The following is a 26,199-nucleotide window of genomic DNA, read 5'->3' as shown; positions in this document are numbered from 1 at the left end:
AAATGGTGCCTGTCCCCGGTTAACTGCCGCACATGTTTGATGCGCAAATCCGCCCGATTATCGACCCGGCCCTGAACGCTCAGGGCCGTTTTCTCGCGCGGTTGGGCTTTACGGCAAACCAGGTGACGCTGATTGGGCTGGCACTTGGTTTGGTCGCAGCGGGCCTGATCGTGGCCGGCGCGACGTACTGGGCCCTGGTGCCGTTACTGCTGTCGCGCCTCGCGGATGGCCTGGACGGTGCCGTTGCGCGCGCCCGGGGTGGCACCGATTTCGGTGGTTATCTGGATATCACCTGCGACTTTCTGTTCTACGGCGCGATCCCCTTCGCATTTATTCTGGCTGACCCGGCTGCCAATGGCGTGGCCGGTGCTTTCCTTTTGCTGTCCTTCTATTTCAACGGCACCAGTTTTCTGGGCTTTTCGCTGCTGGCCGACCGGCACGGATTGAAGACCGACGCCAGAGGGCAGAAGGCCCTGTATTTTTCCGGTGGTTTGCTGGAGGGGGCAGAAACGATCGGTTTCCTTGTTCTTTTGTGTCTGGTGCCAGATGCGTTTGCCGCTTTGGCGTGGATATTCGGCAGCTTGTGTTTCCTGACCGCCATATCCCGGATCGTGTTGGCAGCGCGCAGTTTCGGCAACCGTTCCGGGAACTGAAAAAGCCCGCCGTTTCCGGCGGGCTTTGGGTTTGTTGACAGTACATGTCCCGCTTATTGCGGGATGTCGCCTTCCAGCCCTTCGACATAGAAGTTCATGCCGGCCAGAGTGCCATCATCGGCCACTTCACCCTCGGCCAGCCAGGCGCTGCCGTCTTGCTTGTTCAGCGGCCCGGTGAACGGGTGATAGCTGCCATCTGCAATCGCGGCTTTCAGGGCCAGCGCCTCTTCTTTGACGTCGGCCGGAACGGCGTCGGAAATCTCGCCGATTTCAACCATGCCTTCCTTGATGCCGTCCCAGGTGTTCACCGACTCCCAGGTGCCGTCCATCACGGCCTGGGTGCGTGCGATGTAGTAAGGCGCCCAGTTGTCGATGATCGAGCTGACGCGCGGCATCGGAGCATATTCGCTCATGTCCGAGGCCTGGCCGAAAGTGATCACGTTGCCGGCTTCTTGTGCGGCCGCCTGCGGTGCGGTCGAGTCCGTGTGCTGCAGGATCACGTCTGCGCCCTGTTCGATCAGAACCTTCGCCGCATCGGCCTCTTTCGCCGGATCGAACCAGGTGTAGGCCCAGACGATCTTGAACTCGACATCCGGGTTCACCTTCTTGGCGTGGATGAAGGCCGAGTTGATGCCGCGGATCACTTCGGGGATCGGGTACGAACCGATGTAGCCGATGATGTTCGACTTGGTCATCTTTCCGGCGATATGACCTTGGACAGCGCGACCCTCATAGAAACGCGCCGAGTAGACCGACACGTTGTCGGCGGTCTTGTAGCCCGTGGCGTGTTCAAATTTCACGTCCGGGAATTTCTTGGCCACGTTGATGGTCGGGTCCATGTAGCCGAACGAGGTGGTGAAGATCAGGTCAGCGCCTTCCAGCGCCATCTGGGTCATGACGCGCTCGGCATCCGGGCCTTCGGGCACCGATTCCACGTACACGGTTTCGACCTTGTCGCCAAAGTGCTTTTCGACGGCCTGACGGCCCTTGTCGTGTTCATAGGTCCAGCCGCCATCGCCCACCGGGCCGACATAGACGAAACCGACCTTTGTCTTGTCCTCGGCCACGGCGCCCGTGGCAAGGCCAAGTGCCATGGCGGCGCTTGCCAGAAGTGAAGTGAATTTCATTTAGTTACTCCCCAAGTTGGTACAGTTGGCCCCTAGTGCGAGGCGTGGAAGGTCCGGCCCAGTGAGGCAGGTGCGCTGCTCTTGTCGGCCGAAAGGATCACAAGCACAAGGATCGTGATGATGTAGGGCGACATTGCCAGATACTCGACAGGTATGGCAACGCCCGCTGCCTGCAGATTAAGCTGCAAGACCGTGATTCCGCCAAACAAATAGGCACCCAGCAAGGCACGCCACGGTTTCCAGCTGGCAAACACCACCAGAGCCAGAGCGATCCAGCCGACTCCGGCGGTCATGCCTTCGGTCCATTGAGGGACCCGGATCAGGCTGATATATGCACCGCCAAGCCCCGCACAGGCCCCGCCGAACAGGATCGCCATAATGCGGATCTTGATGACCTTGTAGCCGAGAGCATGCGCTGCATCATGGTTCTCACCCACCGCACGAAGGATAAGCCCGACGCGGGTGTATTTCAGAGTGGCCCATACCGCTGCCGTCAACGCGATCCCGAGATAGAGGATCGGATCATGTTGGAACAGGATCGGACCGATAACCGGAATATCGCTGAGCAGCGGGATATGGATGTCCCCCATGCTGGGCGGTTTGATGCCCACATAGCTTTGGCCCAGAAGGGCACTGAAGCCCAAGCCAAACAGCGTCAGCGCAAGACCGCTGGCCACCTGGTTCGCCAGCGCGAACTGGGTCAGCAGAACGAACAGCAGCGACAACAGCGCACCGCCAACGGCCGCCGCGACAAAACCCAACCATGGCGAGCCTGTCTCGACCGAGATCGCAAATCCGCTGATTGCGCCCACGATCATCATGCCTTCGACGCCGAGGTTCAGAACGCCGGCCTTTTCGACGACAAGCTCTCCGATTGCCGCAAGCAGAAGCGGGGTTGCGGCAACCATCAATGAGGCCAGCAAAAGAACAGGATTAATTTCTCCAAGGTCCATGGTCACGCCACCTCGCTACGGGCCGCACGGATGCGGTAGTTGGTCAAAAGATCGAAGGCCAGCAGGAAGAACAGAAGCATTCCCTGGAACACCTGGATGGCCGCAGCCGGCAGCCCCAGCTGCGATTGTGCGATTTCGCCACCGATATAGGTCAGCGCCATCAGGCCGCCGGCCAGCAGGATGCCCACCGGGTGCAGACGGCCCAGAAACGCCACGATGATCGCGGTAAAGCCGTAACCCACGTTGAAGTCGATGCTGACCACGCCGGACGGGCCCGAGACCTCGAACATACCGGCAAGACCGGCCAACGCGCCCGACAGCCCCAGGCAAAACAGTATCAGCCGCGGGGGATTCACGCCGGCAAATCGTGCCGCGCGCGGAGCTTCGCCTGTAAGGCGGATGTGAAATCCCAGCATGTGCCGGTTCAGCAGGACATAGGCAAAGATCACCGCGATAAAGGCCGCGACGACGCCCCAGTGCATGCCGGTTCCGGCAAACAGTTCGGCATTGTGGGCACTTTCATAGGACTGCAGGTTGCGCGAGCCGGGAAACCCGAACCCCTCAGGGTTTTTCAGCAGACCCAGCGACATCGAGGCCAGAAACTGCTCGGCCACGTAAACCAACATCAGGGAAACGAGAATCTCGTTGGTTCCAAACCGAACCTTGAGCAGGGCAGGGATCATCGCCCAGATCCAGCCGCCGAACGCGCCGGCGATCACCATGATTGGAAAGACGTACCACGCATCCAGAGGGTAGAAGGCCAGGCCGGCCGCGGCGCCGAAGATGGCGCCCATGATGTACTGGCCCTCGGCGCCGATATTCCAGATACCGGCGCGGAAACCCAGCGACAGACCGATGGCGATCAGAACCAACGGTGCGCCCTTCACCAGCAGTTGCGGTCGGTAGTAGAATGAGAATTCTCCGAACAGGGGTTCCCAGAAGATGGTTCCGATCGCTTCCACCGGGTTTTTGCCCAGAATTGCAAACAGCAACCCGCCGAAAACCATGGTCGCCAGCACTGCGACCAGAGGGGTGGCATAAGACCACGCCTTGGACGGCTGTGGCCGTTTCTCCAACACTATCATTTGCTCATCCCCCCAAAGTCTTCGTCTTTTTTGGATTATTGCGCCAGAGGCGGCACCGTAGGCTACACATGGGCCACCTCCATCCCATGCGCGCCGCCCATCATCAGACCGATCTCTTCGACGGTCAGGCCAGTTGTGGGTCGCGGAGCGCTGAGGCGCCCTTCGTTCAAGGCGGCGAAACTGTCGGAAATCTCCATCAGTTCATCCAGATCCTGGCTGATGCAGACCACCGCCGTTCCCTTGGCCGCAAGGTCCAGAATGGCCTGACGGATCGCAGCGGCTGCGGCGGCGTCGACGCCCCAGGTCGGCTGGTTCACGACCAGCACTTCGGGGTTTTGCAGGACTTCCCGGCCGATGACGAATTTCTGCAGGTTGCCGCCCGACAGCGACCGCGCGGCGTTTTCCGGCCCCGGGGTCCGCACGTCGAATGCCTGAATGATCTTCTCCGCAAACACGCGGGTGTCGGCCCATTTCAAAAAACCGTTCTTCTCCAGAGACTCGCGCACCGAGCCGGTCAGCAGAGCGTTTTCCGTCAGGCTCATGTCCGGCGCCGCGGCATGTCCCAACCGCTCTTCTGGGGCCGTCAGCACACCCAGTCTGCGCCGGGCCGTCGGGCCCAGTTTGCCGATCGGCTGGCCGTTGAAGCGGATCGCATCCGCGTCCGTCAGGATTTCACCGGACAGAACGCCCAGCAGTTCGTCCTGACCGTTGCCGGCCACGCCGCCGATGCCAAGGACTTCGCCCTTGCGGACGGTCAGGTGCACGTTCTTCAGCGCGGTCCCGAATTCGGAAGGGGACGGAACCGAAAGCCCGGAAACATCCAGCGCGACGGGTCCGAACTCGCGCCCGGACCGTTCAGGAGTCTGAAGGGCTGATCCCACCATCATTTCTGCCATGTCGCGGGCGGATGTTTCGCTGGGTGTGCATTCACCCACGTTCTTTCCCAGCCGCAGAATGGTGGCGTGGTCGCACAGCGTGCGGATTTCCTCCAGTTTGTGCGAGATGTACAGGATCGAAGTTCCTTCCGACCGCAGTTTTTTCAGTGTTTCGAAAAGGATATCTACCTCCTGCGGGGTCAGGACCGAGGTCGGTTCGTCCATGATCAGCAGCTTTGGGTCCTGCAGCAGGCAGCGGATGATCTCAACTCGCTGGCGTTCACCGGCGGACAGGTCACCAACCCGACGATACGGATCCAGCGGCAGGCCATAGGTCTCCGAGACCTCGCGAATACGCGATGCCAGATCACCCATCGGCGGCGGGCTTTCCATGCCCAGGGCGATATTTTCGGCCACGTTGAGCGCGTCGAACAGCGAAAAATGCTGGAACACCATGGCGATGCCGTCGGCACGGGCCGCACGCGGCTCGGCCGGCGCATAGGGTTGGCCGCGCAACAGCATCGTGCCGCTGTCCGGCTTGACCAGCCCGTAGATCATCTTCACCAGCGTGGATTTTCCCGCGCCGTTTTCGCCCAGGAGGGCGTGAACTTCGCCCTCACCGATGTCAAAGGACACGTGGTCGTTGGCCACGACGCCGGGATAGGCCTTGGTCAGCCCCTGCAAGCTCAGTAGTGGAGTGGTCACGCGCTCTGGTCCTTCTTCAAGTCGTTCTGTCGGGCGGGGCGCAGAATTTGCGCTGCCACACCAACTGCGATCATCTGCGGGTGCTTGCCCAACGATGGGTCACCGATCGGGCAGGTGATCCGGGCGATCTGAGCCGGTGAGTGACCCAGCGCAGCCAGGCGCGAGCGGAATCGCGCCCATTTCGTAGCCGAGCCGATCAGCCCGGCAAAGCGAAAACCGTGCGTCAATAGCCGGTTGCACAGTTCCAGATCCAGATTGTGTGAATAAGTGAGCACCAAGTGCTCGGCTTGAACCGGTGCGTGGTGTACGAGGTCGGCCGGGTTCGCTGCCGGAACCACGGTTACACCTGCTGGGATGTCAGCCGGAAACCGGTCGGCGGCGGTGTCCACCCAGGTGATGGCAAGATCGGGGAGAGGCGACAGCACATCCACAAGCGCCCGTCCGACATGACCGGCCCCCCAGATCCACAATTGGCGGGTCGGTGTGTGCACCGGCTCGATCATCCAGCCGTCAAGCAATTGTGGGTCAGGCGCGATACCCTGTGCGCGTGCGGTTGCCAGCAGCCGCTTGACCGACAATGGCATGTCACCACCGGCAGTCGGGCGTGCGATGACGGTATCGTCCAGGGCCTCGATGGATTTCAGGTCATAGACCTCGCTCAGCAGCGTTACGGCACCGCCACAGCATTGCCCGAGGTCGGGACCCAGCGCATGGCGGGACAGGCAGGTTGGGCTTTGCTGGACCCGGGCGGCCTCAGTCGCCTGATACTCCAGCGTGCCGCCCCCGATCGTGCCGGATTGCCCGCCCTTCCAGACCAGCATCGCGGCGCCGACCTCGCGCGGGGACGAGCCTCGGATTGCGGCAATGACCACGCGGGTCACCTTGCCATGCGTCTTGACCGCCTCCCTCAAAGTCTCCCGGTCAAATCCCATCAGGTACCTCCACGCATGCGTTGAATGGCGGTCCAGACCTCTTCGGCGGTGGCCGGGGCATTGATCGCAGGATACCCGTCGCCGCAGGCCGCAACCGCGTTCGACAACGCCAGCCAGGCCGAGATGCCCAGCATGAAAGGCGGCTCGCCCACTGCTTTTGAGCGATAGATGGTGTCTTCGCGGTTCTGACCATCCCAAAGCGCAACGTTGAACACACCCGGTCGGTCCGAACAGGCGGGGATCTTGTAGGTCGATGGCGCATGGGTGCGCAGCCGGCCTTTGTCGTCCCAGACCAGTTCCTCGGTCGTCAGCCAGCCCGCACCTTGCACATAGCCGCCCTCGACCTGCCCGATATCCAGCGCAGGGTTCAGCGAAGCACCCGCATCATGCAGGATATCCGTCCGAAGGATGCGGTTCTCGCCGGTCAGAGTGTCCACGGCGACTTCGGTCACCGAAGCTCCATAGGCGAAATAGAAGAACGGGCGCCCGCGTCCGGCGATCCGGTCCCACTCGATCTTGGGGGTCTTGTAGAACCCGGTTGCCGACAGGCTGACACGCCCCTGATAGGCCAGCGCCGCCGCCTCGGCAAAGCTATAGCTTTCCTCGCCCACGCTGACCCGGCCATCGGCAAAGACGACCGCCGATGGATCGGTCTGATGCCGCTCGGCCAGATAGGCGGCCATCCGGTCGCGGATCGTGTCGCAGGCGGCCTTGACCGCCATCCCGTTCAGGTCGCTGCCCGACGAGGCCGCCGTGGCCGAGGTGTTCGGCACTTTGGCGGTATCGGTCGCGGTGATCTTCACCATCTCCAGCGGAATGCCGAACCGCGCGGCCGCCACCTGCGCCACTTTCTGAAACAGGCCTTGGCCCATCTCGGTGCCGCCATGGTTCAGATGCACCGAGCCGTCCTGATAGACGTGCACCAGCGCCCCGGCCTGGTTCAGGTGGGTGAGCGTGAAGGAAATCCCGAACTTGACCGGCGAAAAGGCGATGCCCTTCTTGATCACGCGGTTTTCGGCATTCCACTTCTCGATTGCCGCCTTGCGGGCTGCGTAATCGCAGGACTCCAGCAGGGCTTCGGTCATGGGATGCAGCTCGAAATCGGTGACTTCCATGCCATAGGGGGTGGTGTTGCCACCCGCGGGGACGGGGCGCATCACCGAACGGCCGGTGTCAACCGCGCCGCGGCTGGTCAGATCCTCGTGCGGATCCGGGTGGCCCAGCGGCTTGTCCCGCACCGGTTCTTCAACGCCTGTATGCGCCGGTTCATAGTAGTTCCGCCGCCGCAGTTCGACCGGGTCCAGACCCAGCACATGCGCGGCGTGATCCATCACCCGTTCGATGCCAACCATGCCTTGCGGTCCACCAAAGCCGCGATAGGCGGTTGCGGACTGTGTGTTGGTCTTCAGCCGATGGCTCTCGATCCGCGCATTGGGCAGCAGGTACGCATTGTCGGAATGCAGCATCGCGCGGTCGGCGACCGGCAGCGACAGGTCCTGCGCCCAACCGCAGATGGCGTAGTGCAGGAAGGAAACACCCTGAATGTGGCCGTTTTCGTCAAAGCCGGCCTTGTAGCTGATGCGGAAGGCGTGGCGCTTGCCGGTGATGGTCATGTCATCATCCCGGTCATAGCGCATTTTGCAGGCTCGACCGGTTGCCCGTGCCGCAACTGCGCAGGCTACGGCCAGCGCGTTACCCTGGCTTTCCTTGCCACCGAACCCGCCGCCCATCCGCCGGGTTTCGACCCGTACCGCGTGCATGGGAACGCCCAAAGCGTCGGCCACCTTGTGTTGAATCTCGGTCGGGTGCTGGGTCGAGGAATGCACCAGCATGTCGCTGCCTTCGTTCGGCACCGCCAGCGCCGCCTGACCTTCCAGGTAGAAATGCTCCTGCCCGCCGATCTCGAACGTGCCTTCGATCACATGCGACGCCTGCGCGATGGCGGCATCCGCATCACCCTTGGCATAGATGCGGGGGCCGTCCTCGAACCGGCTGTCTGCGGCCAGAGCCTCTTCGATCGTCAGGATCGGCGTTTCCTCGGAATAATCGACCTTGCCCAGCCGTGCCGCCTTGCGGGCGGCCAGATGGCTGGTGGCGACAACCAGAAACACGGGCTGGCCCACGTAATGAACGGTGCCGTCGGACAGCAGCGGTTCGTCATGGATCGAGGGCGAGACGTCATTGGCAAAGGGCAGGTCCTCAGCGGTCATCACCATCACGACCCCCGGGGCCGCGCGGACGTCCGACAGGTCCATCGCCGTGATCCGGCCCTTGGCGATCGGGCTCAGGCCAAACGCCAGATGCAGCGTGCCCTTGGGGGTCGGAATGTCGTCAACATAGCGGGCGGTTCCCGACACATGCAGGGGTGCGGCGTCATGGGGCAGCGGCTTGGTCACGCTCATGCCGACACCTCCAGCACATTGGTCAGCTCGCCCTGATCGTCTAGGAAATAGCGTTCGAGCATGGCCTTTGCGGTCTCCAGCCGGTAGCGGGCCGAGGCACGCATGTCGCTCATCGGGGAATAGTCCTGGGCAAAGGCCGGCAAAGCGCTTTGAACGGTTTCCGCCGTCCACGGGCGACCGGTCAGCGCGGCCTCAACCCGTGTCGCGCGTTTCGGCACACCGGCCATTCCGCCAAAGGCGATCCGGGCTTGCGAGACGGCGCCGTCCGAAACGATAATGTTGAAACAGCCGCATACGGCCGAGATATCCTGATCGAACCGTTTGCTCAGCTTGTAGCATTTCAGCCGGTCGGGTTGGCGCAGAAAGCTGACCGCTTCCACGAACTCGCCGGGCGCGCGATCCTGCTTACCATAGTCAATGAAGAAATCTTCGATAGGGATCGACCGGCGCTCGTCGCCCTTGCGCAGGTGCAGCGTGGCCCCCAGCGCGATCAGCGCGGGCGGGTTGTCCCCGATGGGCGAGCCGTTCGCGATATTGCCGCCCACCGTAGCCGCGTGGCGCACCTGCACGCTGGCATAGCGCCGGATCATCTCGGCATAGGACGGATGCAGATCGGCCATCGCCGCGCCCATGCGGTTCATGTCCACCATCGCGCCGATGTGCACCTCGTCTTCGGTGATCGAGATCTCCTTCAGATCGTCGCAGCCGCCCAGAAAGATCACCGGGTCCAGGTTCCGCAGCTGCTTGGTGACCCAAAGGCCGACATCGGTGGCGCCCGCGATCAAAGTTGCACCGGGATGGGCGGCAAAGACTTTGGCGAGTTCGTCGGATGACTTCGGCAGAAGGGGTGAGGCCGGCTTGGCCGCGACCGGCTTGTCCTTAACCCAGACCGGCACCGGCTGGTCTTCGACGGCCTTTGCCGCGCGGATGATCGGCGCATAGCCGGTGCAGCGGCACAGGTTGCCGGCCAGTTGCGTGTCATGATCTGTCGCGCCGTTGGCGTGGCTGGCCACCATCGACATCACGAAACCGGGCGTGCAGAATCCACATTGCGAGCCATGAAGGTCGACCATCGCCTGCTGCACGGGATGCGGCTCGCCGTCGGAACCGCTCGCCCCCTCGACCGTGCGCACTGCTTTGCCGTGCAGTTGTGGCAGAAAAAGAATGCAGGAATTCAGCGCCTTGGCGCCGGCCTCATCCGTCACCATGACGGTGCAGGCTCCGCAATCGCCCTCGTTGCAGCCTTCCTTCGTGCCGGTCAGACCGCGATCCTCGCGCAGCCAATCCAGCAATGTGGCCGTCGGATCGACATCCGCCAGCTCCACTGTCTCTCCGTTCAGAAGAAACGTGATATTCATTCTTGAAACCCGTCGCCTTACCCGGTTGCGCCCATGGGTGCTCCTGTCTCGATGCGACGTAGAGAAAGAAGCGGGCTTGTAGCTTGCATGAAGATGTTAGAAACAGCCTGTGCGCGCTGGCAAGAAAAACTGCCTGCCGAATGTACCATTCCCGATCCCATGCCTTGATATGCACCACGTCATTATTATCTAGGCATATGAATTGAAAGAGATTTTGGTGTAACCCAGGTGGCGTCGGCTGAAGCACCTTCTGGAATCTCCGAATAATGCGCGGCTATTTTTTCAGCAATCGGCCCTAACTGTTCCGGCTTTTTCCCGGGTCGCGAGTGCGATAGCCTGCCTCGTATGAGCAGTACTCCTCGATTCATCCACCTCCGAGTTCACACCGAATACTCCCTTCTCGAGGGGGCGGTGCGCCTGAAGAAACTGCCAACGCTGTGCGAGCAGATGGACATGCCCGCCGTTGCGGTGACGGACACCAACAACATGTTCGCGGCGCTGGAATTCTCGGTCACCGCAAGCGGTGCGGGTGTGCAGCCGATCATGGGCTGCCAGGTTGATCTGGCGTATGTTCAGGCGCAGCCGGGGGAAAAACCCAAGCCCCCCGCGCCGATTGTACTGCTGGCACAGTCTGAGACGGGGTACGAGCATCTGATGAAGCTCAGCTCGTGCCTGTATGTGGACAAGGGCGGGCAGTTGCCGCAGGTCACGCTTGAGGAGTTGGCTGCGCATTCCGATGGGCTGATCTGCTTGACCGGCGGACCGGACGGCCCCGTTGGCCGCCTGTTGCAGCAGGGCCAGCGTCCGGCGGCCGAGGTGCTGGTAGATCGGTTGGCCGCGATGTTCCCCGATCGGCTTTATATCGAACTGCAACGTCATCCCGGCGAGGATGGCCAGCCCGAGGCCGAGCGCCTGACCGAGCGCGGCCATGTGGAAATGGCCTATGCCAAGAACCTGCCTCTGGTGGCCACGAATGACGTCTATTTCCCGACCTCGGATATGTATGAGGCGCATGATGCGCTGATCTGCATTGCCGAGGGTGCCTATGTCGACCAGCAGGAAGGTCGTCGCCGCCTGACCGCGCAGCATTACTTCAAATCTCCGCAGGAAATGGCCACGCTCTTTGCCGATCTGCCCGAGGCGATCGCAAACACGGTCGAGATTGCCAAACGTTGCGCCTTCATGGCCTACAAACGGGATCCGATTCTGCCGAAATTCGCCGATGACGAGGTCGAGGAGCTACGCCGCCAGGCCAACGAGGGTCTGCAGGCCCGACTGGCGGTGATCCCGCACGCTGTCCCACCTGAGGAATACCAGAAGCGTCTGGATTTCGAATTGGACATCATCGAGGGCATGGGGTTCCCCGGTTACTTCCTGATCGTTGCGGACTTCATCAAATGGGCCAAGGATCATGACATCCCCGTCGGTCCGGGCCGTGGCTCGGGCGCGGGTTCGCTGGTGGCCTATGCGCTGACGATTACCGACCTTGACCCGTTGCGTTACAGCCTGCTGTTCGAACGCTTCCTGAACCCCGAACGGGTGTCGATGCCCGACTTTGACATCGACTTCTGCATGGACCGCCGCGAAGAGGTGATCCGGTATGTTCAGCAGAAATACGGCCGCGACAAGGTTGGCCAGATCATCACCTTCGGCGCGCTCTTGTCCAAGGCCGCGGTGCGCGACATCGGGCGGGTGCTGCAGATGCCTTACGGCCAGGTGGATCGCCTGTCCAAGATGATCCCGGTCGAAGGCGTCAAGCCGGTGTCGATCGAGAAGGCCCTGAAAGACGAACCGCGTCTGCGCGAAGAAGCCCGCAACGAAGAGGTGGTCGACCGCCTTCTGACTTATGGCCAGCAGGTCGAGGGGCTGCTGCGCAACGCTTCGACCCACGCCGCTGGCGTGGTGATCGGCGACCGGCCGCTGGACGAGCTGGTGCCGCTCTATCAGGACCCCCGCTCGGACATGCCTGCCACCCAGTTCAATATGAAGTGGGTCGAACAGGCCGGCCTGGTGAAATTCGACTTTCTGGGCCTCAAGACTCTGACGGTCATCCAGAACGCCATGGACCTGATCTTCAAATCCGGCCGGCCATTGCACGTGGCGGCCGACGGTCGGCAGCTGTACGAGCCGGCCGAGGGGGCCGAAAACCAGATCAATGCCATTCCGCTGGATGACCCGGCCACTTACAAGCTTTATTCCGCGGCCAAGACCGTGGCGGTGTTCCAGGTTGAAAGCTCGGGTATGATGGATGCGCTCAAGCGCATGAAACCAACCTGCATCGAGGACATCGTGGCGCTTGTCGCGCTCTACCGCCCCGGCCCGATGGAGAACATCCCGACCTATTGCGAGGTCAAGAATGGCCAGCGCAAGATCACCTCGGTCCACCCGCTGATCGACCACATTCTGGAAGAAACGCAAGGCATCATCGTCTACCAGGAGCAGGTGATGCAGATCGCGCAGGTCATGGCGGGCTACAGCCTCGGCGGCGCCGACCTGCTGCGCCGCGCGATGGGTAAAAAAATCAAAGAGGCGATGGACGCCGAGCGCCCGAAATTCGAGGCCGGGGCAGCCGCGAACGGGGTAGATGCCAAGAAGGCGTCCGAGGTGTTCGACCTGCTGGAGAAATTCGCCAACTACGGCTTCAACAAATCTCACGCGGCGGCCTACGCGGTGGTCAGCTATCAGACCGGCTGGCTGAAGGCGAACCACCCGGTCGAATTCATGGCCGGTGTCATGAACTGCGATATCCATCTGACCGACAAGCTGGCGATCTATTTCGAAGAGGTCCGCAAGGGTTTGGAACTGCCCTACGTGCCGCCTTGCATAAACCGGTCGCAGGCAACGTTTGATGTGGTGGATGGCAAGCTGGTCTATGCGCTGGGCGCGCTCAAGAACGTGGGCGTCGAGGCGATGAACCTCGTGGTGCAGGGCAGGGGCGACAAGCCGTTCGTCAACCTCTTTGACTTTGCCCGCCGGGTCGATCTGAAGAAGGTTGGAAAACGGCCGCTGGAGATGCTGGCGCGCGCGGGGGCCTTTGACGAACTGGACAAGAACCGCCGCCGGGTCTTCGAAAGCCTCGAACAGCTGGTGCAGTATTCCGCCGCGATCCACGAACAGAAGAATTCGAACCAGGTGTCGCTGTTTGGCGAGGCCGGCGACGACCTGCCCGAACCGCGCCTGTCGAAATCACCCGACTGGCTGCCTGCCGAACGGCTGAGCGAGGAATTCAAGGCGATCGGCTTCTACCTGTCCGGGCACCCGCTGGACGACTATATGCCCGCGCTGAAACGCAAGCAGGTGATGACACTGGACGAGGTTACCGAAAAGGCACGCTCGGGTCCGTTGATCGCCAAGATGGCCGGTGTGGTCGCCGGGCGGCAGGAACGGAAATCGGCCAAGGGCAACCGGTTCGCCTTTGCCCAGCTGTCCGACCCGACAGGGGCGTACGAGGTGACGCTGTTCTCGGAAACGCTCGAGAAATCACGCGAATATCTGGAAACCGGCGCGCAGGTCGTGCTGACGGCCGAGGCCACGATGGAGGCCGACCAGCTGAAGCTGCTGGCGCGCTCGGTCGGGCCGGCGGATTCAGTCGTGGCCGAGGCCGGCGCGACCGGGCTTCGTATCTTTTTGGACCAATCACAGGCGCTGTCGACGGTCGCCAGCGTTCTCGCGAATGCTGCGGTGGCGGCCAAAAACGCCTCGAAAGGGCCGATCCATTTGTGTCTGCTCGATCCGGGCTTGCCGGGAGAAGTCGAAATGGATCTGGGGCAGGAGTTCCCGATCAATCCCCAGATCAAGGGTGCCATCAAATCACTGGATGGGGTCTTGTCCGTCGAAGAGGTCTAGGGTGGCGGTCCCGCCCAACCCTAGTAGTCACGCTCGAAGAAAATCCCGATGCCGGTATCGCCGCGCCCATCTACGGTGCCGCGCACCGTCACGCTGTCGCTGACGTCCAGGTTCAGGTTCACCTCGGTGTCGCCTTCGGTGTTCACGGTGAAATCGGTGTACAGGTTGTCGCTCAGATAAGCGCCGGCGCCCAGACGCCCGCCGCCGCCCTCGGTCGCGCCGACGTCGACGGTATCTACGCCCGTGGCGTCCCGAACGCCCTTGGTGGCATCGCCACCGGCACCGCTCAGCTGGGCCAGCGACGCGGCCATCTGGGCGATGACAAACGGGGACAGTTCGGAAAAGCGGTTGCCGAACAACAGCATTGCCAGCGCCTCTTCGGCGGGGCGTTCGGGGTCCGAGAACACATCGACTGTCGGAGAATCCAACGGGCCCGCGATTTCCAACGTTGCGGTTCCATCCGAAGTGCTGGCCGAGGATTCGAACTCGATATACGGCGTCAGGTCGCCCTGCAGGCTGACGACGCCTTTGGTCAGCGCCAGCCTCCGGCCAAGGATGTCCAGATTACCGCGGATCAGTTCGATCTGGCCCGATGGGATGACGGATTTGGTGGTGCCCTTGATGAAGATCGCACCGCCCAATTCAGCATTCACACCGCGACCTCGCACGAAAACCGCCTTGGGGGCCAACAGGCTGATGTCGAGAGAGATGCGAGAGTCCGATTGCGACGTTTTCTCCTTTTCTACCAGCTGCGCCCGTTCCCGAGTGACGTAGCTGGCATTGCTTTCGTTCACGTGTTCGATCTTGGGGATCGGCGCGGCCCCCACCGCGCCAGATGCCGCGGCCAGGTTGATATTGGTCTCGCCAAACGTGATCTGCCCGGCCAGCGAACTGTTCCCTGCCAAGGCGCCCGTCATAGCGATCTGGCCGTTCAACGTGGTCTCGTACAAAAGATTGTCGGTCAGGACGAGATTGTTGATTGCAGTTGTGATCTGCGCGTTGAACGGCGGTGTAAGGTCGACCGGGCCACTGACCGTAAATCCGCCTCCGGCGCGCATGCCGCCGCGCATCGAAATCGTTGCGCGGCTGTTGGCAAGGTCTACAGTTCCGCCGATATCGGTGATGGTCTGTCCAACGCTGGGGATTGCCATCGACGTCCCTGAGGTGGTGACCTGACCACTCAGCGACTCCAGCGCCGGCTTACCCTTCAACGCCAGGTCGAACCGGGCCGATCCGTCGATCTTGTTGGGCGTGATGAAGATGTTTGCAATGCCCAAATTGACGCCGCCCTGTGCGGAAATGTCGGCATTGCCCGAGGCTTCGTCGTAGGTTCCTTTGACCGCACTGCTGATCTCGGCCGGTCCGGCGGCATTGGCATCAATGGTCCACACGCCGTTCTGGCGCGTTGCATTGCCTTTCGCCGTCAAGCTGCCCGGAAACTCGGGCGCAAAACGTTCGACCCGATCGAACTTGGCGTCAAAGTCCAGGTCGGCAGAGCCATCCGTATTTACGCTGCCTACCAGATTGGCATAGGACGTCTCCGGGCCGGTCACTCTGACCGTGCCCTCAACTCCGCTGGATGTGGGAGCCACATTCCCGTTCACCTTCAGCGGTCCCGTCAGGGTCTGTGAAACCCGGGCGAGGTCGTCCAACCCGGCGGAGAAGCTCAACCCGCCGCTTTCGCGGCTCAAGATGCCGGATGCGTTGGCGGACAAGGCCGTCCCTGCAAGCCGGAAGTTGCGGAGGTTCAACCCTTCCTCGCCGTTCGATGCGTCGACTGTCAGCGTCGTCTGTCCGGGGATCAGCGCATCCACCGCTTCGATTCCGGTCAAGATGTCCTCTGCATTGATTTTGCCCTGCACGTCGAAGACTTTGCTGCCACGGGCCCCTCGACCGGTCACATCCGCCGTGACCGCGCCCGCCAACGTACGGCCTGCCAGTCCGGAAAAGACGGACAGATCGGGGGCATCGACCTGTGCTTGACCGTCAAAGGCCAGGTTTCCGGTCGGATCGTCGATGGTTGCCGCGACTTGGGCATTCAGCGCGGCTGCGTCAACGGTTGCCTTGCGGATTTCGATCCGGTCACCGGTGCGCGCGCCGTCGAAGTTCAGGACGACGCGCCCGGTCACAAGCGGATCCACCTGATCCAGCCCGGTTTGCAGGTCTGTAGTCGTCACCTGCGCAGTGCCATCAAACTCAAGGGTCTGCACGGTGCCCTTGCCATCCACCTGGGCCTGAACGGTCCCCGCAAGGTCGCGCTTGGCGAGGCCGGAGAATACCGAAAGGTCAGAGGCATTCACCCGGGCCTGGCCGTCGATGGTGAAATTGCCGTTCGGAGTGGTGACCGCGCCATCCGCCTGTGCGTTCAGGGTTTCGCCGTCGATGGTGAGAGCGCGGATCAGGATGCCGTTTGCATCCCTCTTGGCGTCCAGCGTGATGTCCGTCTCGCCCGCGATGATGGGGTCGATATCGTCCCGACCAGTGGACAGGTTTTGTCCGGAAACGGCCAGCTTGCCGTCAAAACTGCCCTCCAACGGCGAGCCCGCCCCCTCGACCCGGACCGATGCTCGGCCGCCCAGATCCAATTTGGCGACCTCAGAGAAACGAGACAGATCGGACGCCTGCATCGTTGCCGATCCGTCAATCTTCAGACCGCTTTCAAGCCCGCTGACGACAGCATCGGCGGTCGCTGAATAGTCGGTTCCCCCAAGTTCGAAACCCGAGAGTCGGAGCGACTTGTCCCGTCCGTATTCGAACAGGCCATCAAGGGTGACGCGATCGCCCACCGCTGTGTTCAGAGCAGGATCAGCCAAGTCCAAACCGTCCAGAGAGGCTTGAAGGTCTCCGGTCAGGTCCAGACCGCCGATCTGAGTCAGGGTGCCCTGTGCGGTCAACCGCGTGTGCGCAATCTGGACTTGGGGTGTGACAACATTCTCGGTCGTCAGGCTCAGGTCCCAATGATTGCCGTTTTCGTGGTCGAAAAGCGCAGAGAGCTGTGCGGCCTTGACAGATGTGTCTCCTCCACCGAATGGCAGGACCACGTCGTCCCCGGCCGGCGGCGAGATCCTTGCCTGGACGGCTACCAGTTGCAGCGCCCCGCCTGTTCCAAGGCTGAGCTGCGCTTCCAGTTTCAAAGCTTCGGACGTGATGTCCGCCTCGGTAATCTCCAGCGCACCTTCGGCTCCGGTACGGCCATCGACATACAGACGTGTATCCGTACCGAAGAAGGTATCCATGTTGGCGGCCAAAAATGGGGTCAGGTCGCCGCCCAGGTCGGCGGTAAAGGCAATGCCTTCGTCTGCCGCCCCTTCGGTCTTCTCGATCCCGCGCAGACGCACCTGGCCCGAGACACGGTCGACATTGTCACTGCTCAGCCCGATATCCGCCGTGAAGTCGGTGATCGGACCGGACCCTTTGGCCGTCAGGCCGATGGGTGGGCTGTCCGGTATATTCAATGCGGTCGAAATCAGCCCACCTGACGCCTCGGAGACGGTCAGGTCCAGGTCGATTTGCCGGCTTTCGTTCTGGAAACCGGCCACAAGATTTATCTGATCGCCGGCCCGGTCCAACCGATTGATATCCAGCTTGGTGTCCAGCGCGCCATCGGCAAGATTCAGGTTTCCGTCCACTGAAAGGTCTGCTGCAACGCCGATCAGCGGTTCGCCCAGGGACAACTCGTCGACGCGCAGTTCACCGATCTCAATCGCCACGGGCAGTTCTGGCAGTTGAAAGGGTTCGGTCTCGGCGGTGGCGGCCGGTTCGTCCGTGGTGGTCTTGCCGGGTGCGCGTGCGATGTCGATTTCTTCGGCGGTCAGGGCGTTCACGGAAAACCGGCCGCGGATCAGGGCCAGCCGGTTCCAATCCAGCTCGGCGTTCTTGATGGTCAGCCAGACCCCTTCGTCGTCGGCCACCGTGATCTCCTGGATGCGTGCGCGAGAGCTCAGCGCGCCCTCCAAGCCGATGACCCGGATATTGCGGTTGTCCCCGGATAACGTGTTCTGCAGGAAATCGGTCAGCAGACCACCGCTCTCTTCCTCTTGCGCGGCCACGGGGCCGGACAGGGCAAAGGCGGTTGCCCCGACCGCCAGAGGATATGAAAGGTAACGCCTCAAAATGCTTGCCCGATCCCGATATAGAACTGCAGCCCGTTGCCCGTGTCACCTTGCACAGGCACCGCCAGGTCTAGCCTCAGCGGGCCAAAGCCGCCCAGATCGTACCGAACGCCAAGGCCCGCGCCGGCGTGGTACTCGGCGCCACTGCCGATGAACGAGGACGTGTCTACGATACCGTAGTCGTAAAACCCTACAAGAGACAGCTTTTCAGTGACCTTGCCGCGCACCTCGCCCGACAGGCCAAGAAAGGACTTGCCGCCGGCAATGCCCGTGCCGACGGGGACACCAAGGCTTTCATAGGGCTGACCGCGAACCGTGCCCGCGCCGCCGGAGAAGAACAGGAAATCCGGTGTGACACCATCCGCCGGGGGGCCGAGAATCGATCCAAGTTGCACCCGACCGGCCAGCACGATCCGGCCGCCAGTGCCCAGGCTGGTATAGGCGCGACCGTCGAAAAACAGGCGCAGCCCGGTATCCGTGCCCGAGATGCCGACAAAGGGCATGAACTGGCTGTCCAGGTAATACCCGCGGGTGGCGCTGACCTTGCTGTCGCGTTTGTCCCACTCGGACCGGAACGGAATGATGAAATATCTGAACTTGCGGCCGTCACCATAGGCGTCGTCAGCGTTCGAGATGGAAAAGCCCACAGCCGCCTCGGCATACAACTCGTCCGAGAACGTCCGCCGCGCACCATAGGTCAGCGAGGCAACCGACACGCTGTAATTGTCGGTGTTTCGGCGCTCGAGCAGCGCGCTCCAGAAGGTGTTGTCGTCCGGGCCCAGTCGGTCGGGCTGATCCAGACGCAGACCCAACCGCCCGTCGATATCCTCAGACCCGCCGATGTTTCGGATGGCGGCCTCAAAGCGCAGCCGTTGAGCGCGGCGGAACACGTTGCGGTGGGTCCAGGTCGCGGTCACGTCCAAGCCATCGCGCGAGGCCAGTTCGACCCCAAACGTCAAGCGGCGTTTGGGCAAGTCCTCGAAGGTGGCGTCGAAATCCAGCGTGCCGTCCGGGTTCGGCGTGTCCCGTTCCTGGATCGAGACGGTGCTGAACGTACCGGTCCGCCGCAGCCGTGTGCCGACCTTTTGCAGCTTTTCGGGCGAGTAGACCTCGCCCGACGGGAAACCGGCGATTTTCTCGATCGAACTGTGGCGGACATCGGTGCCGCCTTCGATATACATCTTGCCGAACTTCAGCCGCGGCCCCTGATCCAGGTCGATCCGGGCGTCCAGCTGGGCCTGTGCGTGCCGGGCGATGATCTGTTGATCGCGCAGTTTCGCTTTGGCGTGGCCCGCGTCCTTCCAGGCCTGAATCCCGGCCGAAGTCGCCTGTTGAATGGCGCCGGTCGTGGCCAGCTTGCCGGGGGCAAACTCTTCGGGCAATTCGGTATCGGGGGCCAAAGGCTGAACGACTGCCGTTCCGAAATTGTACGCTTTGCCGGGGCGAATGGTGATCGTTGCCCGATTGATCTGCGCAGGAACGCTCAGCGAGCTGAGATCTGCCGCTTCCTTCCCGTCCAGCTTGATGCTGACCGACGGGCCGAAATATCCGGCATCATAGAGAATTTGCACGATCGTTCGGTAATCCGACAACGCGGCTGACAGGACTTCAAGCGGAGTGTCCAGCCCCCGGTTGTCGGCAGTCATGACCGAGGACGTTTCCTCAATCTGCTTTTTCAAGTCGTCCGACAAACCTGGCGCTGCAAGCGATGTTTCCAGTGCCATCGCACAGGTCGGGGCGAGGGCAAAAAACACACCCGCACACCAGTTCTTCAGACCGCCCCTACGTCTGCTCGCCTGCATCAAATGGCTCCACCTGTCCCGGGCCGCATTGATTTGCGCTGCTTGTCGCGGCGCCGCGGTCCCTTGGGAAACAGTTAGACCATCTCAAACCGCTCAGGCAAAGAAATAAACGCGGTTCTCCCAGTTCCCATGCGAAGTTGTGGAAAAGCTGCCGCTACAGGCCCGCGTTTCGGAACCAGCGGATAATGGCCTCGCGGTCCTCGGGTTCCATATAGGTGACGTTGGCCGGCGGCATCGCGTGGCTGACGCCAGCCTGCAGATAGATTTGCTCGGCATTGCGCGCGATGTCACCTTCGGTTTCCAGAAAAACACCCTTGGGTGCCCAGAGGATTCCGTCCCAGACGGGCTCGCGCGCGTGGCACATGGAACAGCGCCCCAAGACTACGTCATGGGCTTCTTCAAAGCCGCTGGCCTGCACAAAGCGCTCCTCGAACGGGGTCAGAGGCTGCGCCTCGGCCTCTTCCAGCGGTTTGTACATCGGCGCAGTGGACAGCCACATGATGGCGATGAACAGCAGGGCCGTCACAAGCCAGGTCCAGGTCGGGTTGCCGGCCCGGGCGTGGCGGGTATTGAAGTAGTGCCGGATGGTGACACCCATCAGGAAGACCAGCGCCGCGATGATCCAGTTGTATTCGGTCGCAAAAGCCAAGGGATAGTGGTTCGACAGCATCAGGAAGACCACCGGCAAAGTCAGATAGTTGTTGTGGGTCGAGCGCAGCTTGGCGATCTTGCCGTATTTCGGGTCCGGGGTGCGGCCGTTTTTCAGGTCGTCCACAACGATCCGTTGGTTGGGCATGATGATGAAAAACACATTGGCCGTCATGATCGTGGCGGTGAAGGCACCCAGATGCAGCATCATCGCGCGGCCGGTGAATATCTGATTGTAGCCCCAGCCCATCGCCACCAGCAGAACGAACAGCAACAGCATCAGCAGGGTCGGACGCTCGCCCAGCCCCGATTTGCACAGGAAATCATAGATCAGCCAGCCCACGGTCAGCGACGCCGCCGAGATCAGGATGCCCTGCCACAGCGCCAGATCGGCCTTCTGTGCGTCGATCAGATACAGCTCGCCGCCCACCCAATAGACGATCATCAACAGGGCCGCACCGCTGAGCCAGGTTGCATAGCTTTCCCATTTGAACCAGGTCAGGTGGTCCGGCATCCGCTCGGGCGCCACAAGGTATTTCTGGATGTGATAGAACCCGCCGCCATGCACCTGCCATTCCTCGCCATCCGCAGGACCGGGGATGTCGCGGTTCAGGCCGAGGTCCAGCGCGATGAAATAGAACGACGATCCGATCCAGGCGATTGCCGTGATGACATGCAGCCACCGCACCGCAAATGCCATCCAGTCCCAGAACACGGCGAATTCATACATGCAAAGCTCTCCGATTGCTTGCCGACACACTAGGCAAACGGGGTTTTCTTCGGTATTCCCGTATATTGTCAAACTGTATCAAAAAAAACGAAAAGATGTCCTATCTCGACAATATCCGTACCTTTGTCCGGGTCTATGATCTTGGCAGCATGTCCGCGGCCGGACGCGATCTGCGAATCTCGCCAGCGGTGACTTCGGCGCGGATTTCCCAACTCGAAGATCATTTGGGTGTGCGATTGTTCCAGCGTACGACCCGAAACCTCAGCCCGACCGAGCAGGGCCGGGCGTTCTACCCCGGTGCGGTTGCGGTTCTGGATGCCGTGAACGAGGCCGAGGCGCAGGTCGTGCACCTGACCGAAGCGCCCCGGGGATCGCTTTTCGTAGCGGCCCCACTGGGGGTCGGGCGACGGCTGTTGGCGCCTCAAGTCCCTGAATTTCTTGCCGACTACCCCGAGATTGACGTGCGGTTGCGCCTGACGGACAGGTCTGTTGATCTCACGACCGAAGGGCTGGATCTGGCGTTCTTCATCGGTCAACCCGAAGACAGCACTTTGCGGATCCGCAAAATCGCGGATTGCCAGCGTGTCTTGTGTGCGGCGCCAGACTATGTCGCGCGCCGAGGCATGCCCCGGACCGGGGCGGAGCTGATCTCGGACCGGCACGAATGTCTGAACCTGCGATTCCCCGGGGCGACCGAGTTCCAATGGCTGCTGCAGACAGCCGAAGGACCCAAACGGTTTGCAGTGTCCGGGCGGTTCGAGTGCGACGATGGCGATGTTCTGACTGATTGGGCGCTGGCTGGGCAGGGGATCGCTATGAAACCCGTTTTTGAAGTGGCCGAGCATCTCAAGGCCGGGCGATTGGTGCCCGTCGCCGTCGACACGCCACCGGTTTCGGTCCAGATGGCGTGTCTCTACACGCATCGGCGACATCAGGACCCCAAGGCGCGCCTGTTCATGGATTTCATGATCTCGCGGATCGGCGACGTGGTGCGGATGTCGCAGGTCTGAGGGGTCAGCTGCCCCGGTAGGTCGAATACCCGAATGGCGACAGCAAAAGCGGCACATGGTAATGCGCCTCGGGGTCGGACATGCCGAACCGGATCGGTATTTGATCAAGGAAAAGAGGGTCTTCAACGGCTTGCCCGGAGGCCCGCAGGTAGTCCCCCGCAAAGAAGATCAACTCGTAGATACCGGTCTTGAAAGTCTTTTCCGGCAGGATGGGACTGTCGGTGCGCCCGTCCGCATTGGTTTCCATCTCAACCAATTTCCGGTGCGAATTGCCGGACACCCGGTACAACGCGATTTTCAGGCCCTCGGCCGGACATCCCCGCGCCGTGTCCAGAACATGGGTCGTCAGATAGCCTGCCACGAGTTGCTCCTGCTGTTGTCTGCACGTTTCGTCTTCGGATGCCATTTTAGGCAATCCGGTTTGCATTGCCCACCTTGCGGCAAAGGCCATGGCGCAGGGAACGCCGAAACAACCGGAAACAGCGTTCGGATTGATTTGATAATCCATCACGGTTTTATGGGATAAACCGAATGGAAGCCTGAAATTGAAGACGGAAAGCAGAATGCAGCCCCCCCGATACCCCCGCGACATGATTGGATATGGAGCCAACCCGCCAAAAGCCCAGTGGCCGGGCGGGGCCAAGCTGGCAGTGCAGATCGTGCTGAACTACGAAGAGGGCGGCGAAAACTGCGTATTGCATGGCGACGCTGCGTCCGAGGCATTTCTGTCCGAAATCGTGGGTGCCGCGCCTTGGCCCGGCCAGCGTCATTGGAACATGGAATCCATATATGAATACGGCGCCCGCGCCGGGTTCTGGCGGCTGCATCGCCTGATGGCCGACCTGCCGGTGACCGTCTATGGCGTGGCCACCGCGCTGGCGCGCTCGCCCGATCAGGTGGCGGCGATGAAATCCGCCGGGTGGGAGATCGCCAGCCACGGCCTGAAATGGGTCGAACACAAGGACATGCCCGAAGACGAAGAGCGCGCCCAGATCGCCGAGGCGATCCGCCTGCATACCGAGGTGGTCGGAGACCGTCCGCGCGGCTGGTACACGGGGCGATGTTCGGACAACACCGTGCGGCTGGTGGCCGAGGAAGGCGGGTTTGCCTATGTGGCCGACACCTACGCCGACGATCTGCCTTATTGGATGCATACCGGTGGGCGCGACCAGCTGATTGTGCCCTATACGTTGGACTGCAATGACATGCGCTTTGCCACGCCGCAGGGGTTCAACTCGGGCGATCAGTTCTTCGCCTATCTCCGCGACAGTTTCGATGCGCTCTATGCCGAGGGGAAGGCGGGCGCGCCCAAGATGTTGTCGATCGGTCTGCATTGCCGCCTGATCGGCCGACCGGGCCGGGTGATGGCGCTGAAGCGGTTCCTGGGCTATGCGCGCGGCTTCTCCGATGTATGGTTCGCGACCCGGTTGCAAATTGCCGAACATTGGGCGGCGCATCATCCGCCGCAGGATCGCCCACGCCCCTCGCAGATGGACCGCGACGCCTTCGTGGCGGCCTATGGCGGCATCTTCGAACATTCACCCTGGATCGCCGAGCGCGCCTGGGCGCTGGAATTGGGCCCCGCTCACGATACGGCGGGCGGGCTGCACAACGCGCTGGCGCGGGTGTTCCGTTCGGCCTCGTCCGAGGAACGCCTGGGCGTTCTGACTGCACACCCGGATCTGGCGGGCAAGCTGGCGCAGGCCAAACGCCTGACGGCCGAAAGCACCTCGGAACAGGCCTCGGCCGGGTTGGACGCCCTGACCGACGCCGAGCGCGACGCCTTCACTGATTTGAACACGCGTTACACCGAAAAATTCGGCTTTCCCTTCATCATCGCGGTGCGCGACCACGACAAGGCCTCGATCCTGCATGCGTTCCAGCGGCGCATCGAGAATGACCGCGAGACCGAGCTCGCCGAAGCCTGCTGTCAGGTCGAGCGCATCGCCGAGTTCCGGCTGCGCGACGTGCTGCCCTCATGACTCGGAACATTCCTATCGCGCCGCTGACGGCCCAAGCCTTTGCGCCGTTCGGCGACGTGCTCGAGGTTTCGGGCGCACCGGACAAGATCATCAACCAGGGTCAGTGCGGGCGGTATCACGACCGGGCGGTTCTGGACTTTGCGGACGGGCGCGCGGGGATCAGCCTGTTCGACGCCAACCCACGGACATTGCCCTATCAACTGGACATGGTCGAACGTCACCCTCTTGGCAGCCAGGCCTTCATTCCCATGTCCCACCAGCCGTTCCTGGTGATCGTCGCGCCGGATGAGGATGGCGTTCCCGGCCGGCCGCTGGCCTTTGTGACGCAACCGGGGCAGGGGGTAAACTATCATCGCGGCACGTGGCACGGCGTGCTGACGCCGCTGCACGCGCCAGGCCTTTTCGCGGTAGTCGACCTTATCGGTTCAGGGGCAAACCTCGAGGAGCACTGGTTCGACACCCCTTACGAGGTGGTTGAACGCTAAGCCAATTTTGAAGCCGTCGGAGAAGCGGCAAGACCCCCATGAGAAAACAGGGAGACAGTTGAGATCATGGCCGAAACTTCGATAGGAACACCCGATCAGCTTCGGGATCCGAATTACACGCCTGCGCTGCACAAGGCGATACCACTTGGGATTCAGCACGTTCTGGCAATGTTTGTGTCAAACGTGACCCCCGCCATCATCGTGGCCGGTGCGGCCGGGTTTGGCTTCGGGTCGAACTCGCCCGATTTTCCCGAGCTGCTGTATCTGATCCAGATGTCGATGCTGTTTGCAGGGTTGGCGACCTTGTTGCAGACCATCACGCTGGGCCCGGTTGGTGCGGCATTGCCCATCGTTCAGGGAACAAGCTTTGCGTTCCTGCCCATCATGATCCCATTGGTGGCTGGCAAGGGCGTTGAGGCCCTTGCCGCGCTGTTCGGAGGCGTTCTGATCGGCGGCATCTTTCACGCCTGCCTTGGGATGTTCATTGGCAAGATCCGCTTCGCTCTGCCGCCATTGGTCACGGGCCTTGTTGTGACGATGATCGGATTGGCACTTGTCAAGGTCGGCATCCAATATGCGGCGGGTGGTGTCCCTGCGATCGGTACGCCGGAATACGGATCGCTGCTCAACTGGTCTGCGGCACTTGTCGTCGTGATCGTCACGCTGGGCCTCAAGTTCTTTGCCCGCGGAATGCTGTCGGTGTCTGCGGTTCTGGTCGGATTGGCTGTCGGCTATGTCTACGCCCTGATGGTCGGAATGGTGACGTTCGAAGCCATTGGAACAAGCTGGTCGCGGGCCGCTGGTTTCGCGCTGCCGGTGCCCTTCAAATATGGGTTCGAATTCTCGCTGGCGGCGGTGATCGGGTTCTGCCTCATGGCTTTCGTGTCAGCGGTCGAAACCGTCGGTGACGTTTCGGGCATTACCAAAGGTGGCGCGGGTCGCGAGGCCACGGACAAAGAGATCGCGGGAGCGACCTACGCAGATGGTGTTGGCACGGCTGTCGCCGGTATCTTTGGCGGTTTGCCGAATACCTCGTTCAGTCAGAACGTTGGTCTGATCGCGATGACCGGAGTCATGAGCCGCCATGTCGTCACGATTGGTGCGCTGTTCCTGATCCTATGCGGACTTGTTCCCAAGGTCGGCGCCATCATACGCACTGTTCCGATCGAAGTTCTGGGGGGCGGAGTGATCGTCATGTTCGGCATGGTGGTGGCTGCCGGCATTTCGATGTTGTCCGACGTGGACTGGAACCGCCGCAACATGGTGATCTTCGCCATCTCGCTGTCGATCGGGCTTGGCTTGCAATTGGAACCCGGCGCGGTTCAGCACTTGCCGGACACAATCCGCATCCTGATGACAAGCGGACTGCTGCCCGCAGCGCTGATCGCCATCGTGCTGAACCTCATTCTGCCGCATGAACTGGCCGAAGAATCAACGGAGGAGGTCTCGGGCGGTATGGCCGGTCACGGTGCTGGCAGTTTGCCGCACGACTGA

General features: G+C 61.8%; 17 protein-coding genes. 6 read left to right on the top strand and 11 right to left on the bottom strand.

Translation table 11 applies throughout. The features are described from left to right. The first annotated feature begins 32 nt into the window (after nucleotides 1-32). Nucleotides 33-653: a CDP-alcohol phosphatidyltransferase family protein gene (locus ACR0DA_RS10175; RefSeq protein ID WP_170401604.1), complete on the top strand. Its 621-nt coding sequence runs from the start codon at nucleotides 33-35 to the stop codon at nucleotides 651-653. 53 nt (nucleotides 654-706) lie between these two features. On the opposite strand, the gene ACR0DA_RS10170 is transcribed toward ACR0DA_RS10175, so the two are convergent. The 7 genes from ACR0DA_RS10170 to xdhA all read right to left on the bottom strand — a co-directional run bounded on the left by ACR0DA_RS10170 (nucleotide 707) and on the right by xdhA (nucleotide 10,090). Further along, nucleotides 707-1,780: a BMP family ABC transporter substrate-binding protein gene (locus ACR0DA_RS10170; protein WP_170337473.1), complete on the bottom strand. Its 1,074-nt coding sequence runs from the start codon at nucleotides 1,778-1,780 to the stop codon at nucleotides 707-709. A 32-nt stretch (nucleotides 1,781-1,812) separates the two neighbouring features. After that, nucleotides 1,813-2,733 (bottom strand): ABC transporter permease, encoded by a 921-nt coding sequence (locus ACR0DA_RS10165; protein WP_260063432.1) that lies wholly within the window; start codon nucleotides 2,731-2,733, stop codon nucleotides 1,813-1,815. Between the two features lie 2 nt (nucleotides 2,734-2,735). Next, nucleotides 2,736-3,818, bottom strand: a complete 1,083-nt coding sequence (locus ACR0DA_RS10160; protein WP_170337792.1) for an ABC transporter permease — start codon at nucleotides 3,816-3,818, stop codon at nucleotides 2,736-2,738. Nucleotides 3,819-3,880: 62 nt separating this feature from the next. Continuing rightward, nucleotides 3,881-5,398, bottom strand: coding sequence for an ABC transporter ATP-binding protein (locus ACR0DA_RS10155; RefSeq protein WP_170370916.1), 1,518 nt, complete (start codon nucleotides 5,396-5,398; stop codon nucleotides 3,881-3,883). Next, nucleotides 5,395-6,330, bottom strand: a complete 936-nt coding sequence (gene xdhC / locus ACR0DA_RS10150; RefSeq protein ID WP_480753818.1) for a xanthine dehydrogenase accessory protein XdhC — start codon at nucleotides 6,328-6,330, stop codon at nucleotides 5,395-5,397. The genes ACR0DA_RS10155 and xdhC overlap by 4 nt, the downstream gene beginning before the upstream one ends. Then, nucleotides 6,330-8,732, bottom strand: coding sequence for a xanthine dehydrogenase molybdopterin binding subunit (gene xdhB / locus ACR0DA_RS10145; RefSeq protein WP_480753816.1), 2,403 nt, complete (start codon nucleotides 8,730-8,732; stop codon nucleotides 6,330-6,332). The genes xdhC and xdhB overlap by 1 nt, the downstream gene beginning before the upstream one ends. Further along, nucleotides 8,729-10,090, bottom strand: a complete 1,362-nt coding sequence (gene xdhA, locus ACR0DA_RS10140; protein WP_480753815.1) for a xanthine dehydrogenase small subunit — start codon at nucleotides 10,088-10,090, stop codon at nucleotides 8,729-8,731. Before xdhA ends, xdhB begins: the two co-directional genes overlap by 4 nt. A 345-nt stretch (nucleotides 10,091-10,435) precedes the next feature. Between xdhA and dnaE the strand changes: the two genes are divergently transcribed. Then, nucleotides 10,436-13,936 carry a DNA polymerase III subunit alpha gene (dnaE, locus tag ACR0DA_RS10135; RefSeq protein ID WP_480753813.1) on the top strand — a complete coding sequence of 1,167 codons (3,501 nt, stop codon included), beginning with the start codon at nucleotides 10,436-10,438 and terminating at the stop codon, nucleotides 13,934-13,936. A 20-nt stretch (nucleotides 13,937-13,956) separates the two neighbouring features. Here the strand turns inward: dnaE and ACR0DA_RS10130 are convergent, their stop codons facing one another. From ACR0DA_RS10130 to ACR0DA_RS10120, 3 genes are all read right to left on the bottom strand, one after another. After that, a complete protein-coding gene (locus ACR0DA_RS10130) occupies nucleotides 13,957-18,048 on the bottom strand; it encodes a translocation/assembly module TamB domain-containing protein (RefSeq protein ID WP_480753812.1) in 4,092 nt (1,363 codons plus the stop codon). After that, the gene (locus ACR0DA_RS10125; RefSeq protein WP_254444928.1) at nucleotides 18,045-19,772 is read right to left on the bottom strand and encodes an autotransporter assembly complex protein TamA; all 1,728 of its coding nucleotides are present in this window, start codon (nucleotides 19,770-19,772) and stop codon (nucleotides 18,045-18,047) included. The genes ACR0DA_RS10130 and ACR0DA_RS10125 overlap by 4 nt, the downstream gene beginning before the upstream one ends. A gap of 232 nt (nucleotides 19,773-20,004) precedes the next feature. Beyond that, nucleotides 20,005-21,228 (bottom strand): urate hydroxylase PuuD, encoded by a 1,224-nt coding sequence (locus tag ACR0DA_RS10120; RefSeq protein ID WP_170438308.1) that lies wholly within the window; start codon nucleotides 21,226-21,228, stop codon nucleotides 20,005-20,007. 95 nt (nucleotides 21,229-21,323) lie between these two features. On the opposite strand from ACR0DA_RS10120, the gene ACR0DA_RS10115 reads away from it, so the two are divergent. Continuing rightward, nucleotides 21,324-22,238 carry a LysR family transcriptional regulator gene (locus tag ACR0DA_RS10115; RefSeq protein ID WP_170337811.1) on the top strand — a complete coding sequence of 305 codons (915 nt, stop codon included), beginning with the start codon at nucleotides 21,324-21,326 and terminating at the stop codon, nucleotides 22,236-22,238. A gap of 4 nt (nucleotides 22,239-22,242) precedes the next feature. Here the strand turns inward: ACR0DA_RS10115 and uraH are convergent, their stop codons facing one another. Next, entirely contained in the window at nucleotides 22,243-22,599 is a 357-nt protein-coding gene (uraH, locus tag ACR0DA_RS10110) for a hydroxyisourate hydrolase (RefSeq protein ID WP_093963044.1), read from the bottom strand. A gap of 202 nt (nucleotides 22,600-22,801) precedes the next feature. Between uraH and puuE the strand changes: the two genes are divergently transcribed. The 3 genes from puuE (at nucleotide 22,802) to ACR0DA_RS10095 (ending at nucleotide 26,199) form a co-directional block, all read left to right on the top strand. Further along, complete coding sequence (puuE, locus tag ACR0DA_RS10105) at nucleotides 22,802-24,220, top strand: allantoinase PuuE (RefSeq protein ID WP_480753811.1); 1,419 nt, start codon at nucleotides 22,802-22,804, stop codon at nucleotides 24,218-24,220. Continuing rightward, on the top strand, nucleotides 24,217-24,705 hold the full coding sequence (locus tag ACR0DA_RS10100; RefSeq protein WP_480753810.1) for an ureidoglycolate lyase: 489 nt from the start codon (nucleotides 24,217-24,219) through the stop codon (nucleotides 24,703-24,705). The genes puuE and ACR0DA_RS10100 overlap by 4 nt, the downstream gene beginning before the upstream one ends. 66 nt (nucleotides 24,706-24,771) lie before the next feature. Next, on the top strand, nucleotides 24,772-26,199 hold the full coding sequence (locus ACR0DA_RS10095; protein ID WP_093962810.1) for a uracil-xanthine permease family protein: 1,428 nt from the start codon (nucleotides 24,772-24,774) through the stop codon (nucleotides 26,197-26,199).

It is taken from the genome of Ruegeria sp. CI8, from assembly GCF_056536865.1.
The sequence above is the reverse complement of the archived record's forward strand: the minus strand, read 5'-3'. Positions and strand labels throughout refer to the sequence as shown.